Raw genomic sequence first — 4,319 nt, 5'->3', positions numbered from 1 at the left:
TAAACAAGTTGATTAGTCCTTCAGCTCATCTCTCCCCTCCTTCGGAGGGGTCGGGGGAGGCTTTCCCCTCCTGTTAAATAAAATGACAAAAAATCTGCAATTGTTTTTTCATGAAATAGAAAAAATAAGAGAGAAAAACAAGCGAAACGACCGTGTTCGACACGCTCAACACAGCCATGTCACCGTTATTGCATTGAGTTAACGCTGCAATATGTATCACTTTGGCAGCATACAGTCATGCTTTTGAAGGCCAAAAGCATTGCATTTACACGGCAAAAAAGCTGTTATTCGACCGAAAAATCAATAAAAAGAGGATAGAAGAAATGGCTTTTTCACATAACTCATTGACACAGTGAACGATAAGGAGCCATCAAATGCTTGCGATATTTGCAAGCAACCAAGGACGTTATGAATTTGGCGAGAATTATGAAAGGGCTGTTGTAAAGAAAACGGAGAGACATTCTCGCCTTGTTCATACCAAAAAGTGCGGGAAATATTGCCCAGTGTGTGGCTGGTCATCAGTTGGTGTCTTGCCGCTCGGTCCCCTTTAATTGGGCATAATCATCCAGCAAATATCGGCGCGAAACCGCCACGGTGACAATGATAGAGAGTACCGCTGCCGTAAACATGGCAACCAACAGCACCACCTGGCACGCCACGGCTGTGAGCACACTGACGCCGCCCAACAGCATGCCCCACATCACCAACGGCGAAACACCCATGACAACCCACCCCATGCCTGACAGACTGGGCAGCGCAGACTGCTGTATCGCTCGCCGCAACAGGTAGCCGAGCGCATGGCTGTGGGTGGCACCATTGGCCAGCAAATAGTGGTAAAGCTGCCCATGGTGGCGCAATCCCATATAGTAAACGTGCATGGCTTTGCTGTTTGCATGGATGAGATGACCGGTGAGCAGGGCCACGACTGGTATCATATAACGGGGTTCAAGCACATTTACTCCTCCCATAACCAACAGCAGCACATACAGACTGGCCACCAGAACGCCTGCAAACGTACCGGCCAACACAGGCAGAAACAATTGCCGCAGGGGCAACTTGGCCCGCACAATGGACAACGTGGCTCCCCATACGATAATGAGCAGTGCGAACAACAGCGTGAAGAACGGCTTGTCAAGAGCGACAACCTCGTACAGCAACACACCCAGCACCAAAAGGCTGCCCGCCATTTTAAGGAACGAACGAAGCGTCTTCGTAAGCAGTGGGATGTTGAATACATAGAAAACATAGCAGGGAACAAGCAACAGCAAGAGCCCCAAAATACATTGCATGAAAGTGATGTCCATTTTATCTACGGTGTCAAATTGATAACCACATCAGCCATTTCGGCTACTTGCTCGTCGGTGGTTGTCCACAAAACAAGATGCCCGGCGGCCTTCATCGACTGCATGTACGACAGCACCAAAGGTACATTTTCAGGTGTCTGCCAAGCCGTTGGCTGATTGAGAAGAATGATGTTTCGATTGAGAACGCCTGCAAACGAGAGCATGACGCGCTGTTGCACGTCGGCCGAAAGCGAGCACAACTGCTGCTCATAACACGACTTGTCAACGCCCAACAACTGCCATTGTCTTAAAAGGGCCGTCTTTTGCTCGTGTCGTGCAGGTGCTTCCATATCTACTAACAAATGGAAAAGTGCGGACACGGATATGTCGCCAAACTCAAACTTGCTGGGAACGTATGCCATCATCTGCCGAAAGAAAGGAGCCGACAGTGAGGTGACGCGCTCGCCATCTACCGACACATACCCACTTTCGAGTGGCTGCAAGCCTAAAAAAGCATGCAGCAAAGCCTCCAAAGCCTCTGTATCTTGTGCATGCACGCACGTCAGCTGCCCATCCATAGCCATGAACGACAGGTCTTTGCATACAACGTGGCTATCCACTTTGATGGTGGCATCCTTGATTTCTATCATACATTGGCAAATTTACACAAAAAATATAAGAATCAACCGACTGCATCGTGATAAAAAATGGCTAAGCACCGGTCTAATACCTCATTCCATCTTCCTCGTTGCATATATTTTAATTGTATGGGTTGTAAATCGCTTTTTTAGTGTATATTTGTAACGATAAAGTATCGACAAAGAAAAAACTGATGACAAAAGACAAAATACCCTACTACCTGCCTGCTGAATGGGAGGAACAAAAAGCGATGCAATTGACATGGCCACATGCCCATACCGACTGGCAACCTTATTTGCAAGACATCGTTGACACCGAGGTGCAATTGGCAAGGGTGATTGCAAGATATCAGGAGGTGCTCATTGTCACACAGGATGTGGCAGAGACGAAACGTTATTTCACAGTACAGGAATGCCAACGAATCAGGTTCGTAGAATGTCCTCTCAACGACACCTGGGCACGCGACCATGGCTTCATCACCTTGCTGCCGAAAGACGACAAGGCTGCTCCCCTACTCTTAGATTTCCAATTTAACGGTTGGGGAAACAAGTTTGAAGCCTCCAAGGACAACCTGATTAACAGGCAACTTGTAGCTCAAAACGCAGTGAAAGGCGAATATGTAGATTACAACGATTTTGTTTTGGAGGGCGGTTCCATAGAGAGCGACGGCAAAGGAACCATCCTGACTACCAGTCTTTGCTTGCTCGCTCCAAACAGAAACCAACCGCTGACACAACAAGAAATAGAACGAACGTTGCTCGACAGATTGCACGCCGACCGCATCTTGTGGATAGACTACGGAAAGCTGGTAGGTGATGATACGGATGGACACATAGACACAACTGTGCGCTTTGCCCCAAATGACACCTTATTATATATAGGATGTGATGATGCCAACGATGAACAATACGAAGATTTCAAAGCCATGGAGCAACAGCTGCAAACTTTCCGAACGATTGACGGAAAACCTTATAGGCTACTGAGACTACCCATGCCCAAAGCCATCCACTACGAAGGTGAGCGTCTGCCAGCCACTTACGCCAACTTTGTGGTCATCAATGGAGCGGTGATAGTCCCTACCTATCAACAAGACGAACTGGATGAGCAAGCACTCAACATCATTGGGACGGCCTTTCCTCACCGTGACATCATTCCCTTGGATGCCACGACAGTTATCAAGCAACATGGTTCGCTGCACTGTCTTACCATGCAACAAATGCAAACTTTGAACGGTGAACTTTGAACATTGAACTTTGAACATTGAACTTTTTGATTGGCAAAGCTATCAACTCGTGAACTTGTGAACTTGTAAACTCGTCAACTAAAAAACTAAAACCTCATAAACCCATAAACTAAAAAAATGAACGAAATAAGAATAGGAATTTTACAGCTACACAACACAGCCAGTGTAGACGACAACAAAAAGAAAATAGTCGAGAATATCACCGACTTGGCTCAACGTGGCGCACAACTCATCGTGCTGCAAGAGTTGCACAATTCGCTCTACTTTTGTCAGGTGGAGGATGTGAACAACTTCGATTTGGCCGAACCAATCCCGGGGCCTTCTACAGAGTTCTTCGGCAAGTTGGCTAAAAGATTGGAGGTGGTAATCGTCACTTCGCTATTTGAAAAGCGGGCTCCAGGCCTGTATCACAACACAGCAGTGGTAATAGAGAAAGATGGAACTATCGCTGGGAAATACCGCAAGATGCACATTCCTGACGACCCAGCTTACTATGAAAAGTTTTATTTCACCCCTGGCGACTTGGGCTTTCACCCCATTGACACGTCCATCGGTCGCTTAGGTGTGCTGGTTTGTTGGGATCAATGGTATCCAGAGGCAGCCCGACTCATGGCATTGCAAGGCGCACAACTGCTCATCTATCCCACAGCCATTGGTTACGAAAGCAGCGATGACAAAGATGAACAGCAGCGACAACGCAACGCATGGACCACTGTTCAGCGCGGACATGCGGTAGCCAACGGACTGCCAGTTATCACCGTAAACCGAGTTGGACACGAAGACGACCCTTCCGGACAAACCAATGGCATTAACTTTTGGGGTAGTTCGTTTGTGGCTGGTCCACAAGGAGAACTGTATTATCAGGCGTGCGATGACGATGAAGAGAGCGTCGTGATAGACATTGACCTCGACCATAGCGAACAAGTACGCCGCTGGTGGCCATTCTTGCGTGACCGACGGATTGAGAACTATCAGGACATCGTGAAAAGATACATCGTCAAATAGGCAACCGGAATGACGCGAATAGCCATGTAATAGATCCCATTCTGATTGAACATCGAATTCTTGGACGCAAAGGTAGCAGGCTGAAACGGTTTCCACACATGACTGTCTATTTGGCTGTTAACCTACAAAAAACTCCGCGTACTCAAACA

The 4,319-nt window shown here is 47.5% G+C and carries 4 protein-coding genes; 2 read left to right on the top strand and 2 right to left on the bottom strand.

What is annotated here, in order from left to right:
* Positions 1–518 precede the first annotated feature (518 nt).
* Positions 519–1,304 carry an ABC transporter permease gene (locus HMPREF1254_RS03495; RefSeq protein ID WP_023057271.1) on the bottom strand — a complete coding sequence of 262 codons (786 nt, stop codon included), beginning with the start codon at positions 1,302–1,304 and terminating at the stop codon, positions 519–521.
* 5 nt (positions 1,305–1,309) lie between these two features.
* On the bottom strand, positions 1,310–1,933 hold the full coding sequence (locus HMPREF1254_RS03490; protein ID WP_023057273.1) for an ATP-binding cassette domain-containing protein: 624 nt from the start codon (positions 1,931–1,933) through the stop codon (positions 1,310–1,312).
* 182 nt (positions 1,934–2,115) lie between these two features.
* On the opposite strand from HMPREF1254_RS03490, the gene HMPREF1254_RS03485 reads away from it, so the two are divergent.
* Both HMPREF1254_RS03485 and HMPREF1254_RS03480 read left to right on the top strand, forming a co-directional pair.
* A complete protein-coding gene (locus tag HMPREF1254_RS03485; RefSeq protein WP_036879978.1) occupies positions 2,116–3,165 on the top strand; it encodes an agmatine deiminase family protein in 1,050 nt (349 codons plus the stop codon).
* 117 nt (positions 3,166–3,282) lie between these two features.
* Positions 3,283–4,170 (top strand): carbon-nitrogen hydrolase, encoded by an 888-nt coding sequence (locus tag HMPREF1254_RS03480; protein WP_023057270.1) that lies wholly within the window; start codon positions 3,283–3,285, stop codon positions 4,168–4,170.
* Positions 4,171–4,319 lie beyond the last annotated feature (149 nt).

Origin of the sequence: Prevotella sp. BV3P1, from assembly GCF_000479005.1 — a bacterium.
GTDB lineage: Bacteria > Bacteroidota > Bacteroidia > Bacteroidales > Bacteroidaceae > Prevotella.
The sequence above is the reverse complement of the archived record's forward strand: the minus strand, read 5'-3'. Positions and strand labels throughout refer to the sequence as shown.

Excerpts from the sequence above, each read along its gene's own strand:
- HMPREF1254_RS03495 (WP_023057271.1), bottom strand. The coding sequence starts at position 1,304 with ATGGACATCACTTTCATGCAATGTATTTTGGGGCTCTTGCTGTTGCTT.
- HMPREF1254_RS03485 (WP_036879978.1), top strand. The coding sequence starts at position 2,116 with ATGACAAAAGACAAAATACCCTACTACCTGCCTGCTGAATGGGAGGAA.
- HMPREF1254_RS03480 (WP_023057270.1), top strand. The coding sequence starts at position 3,283 with ATGAACGAAATAAGAATAGGAATTTTACAGCTACACAACACAGCCAGT.
- HMPREF1254_RS03490 (WP_023057273.1), bottom strand. The coding sequence starts at position 1,933 with ATGATAGAAATCAAGGATGCCACCATCAAAGTGGATAGCCACGTTGTA.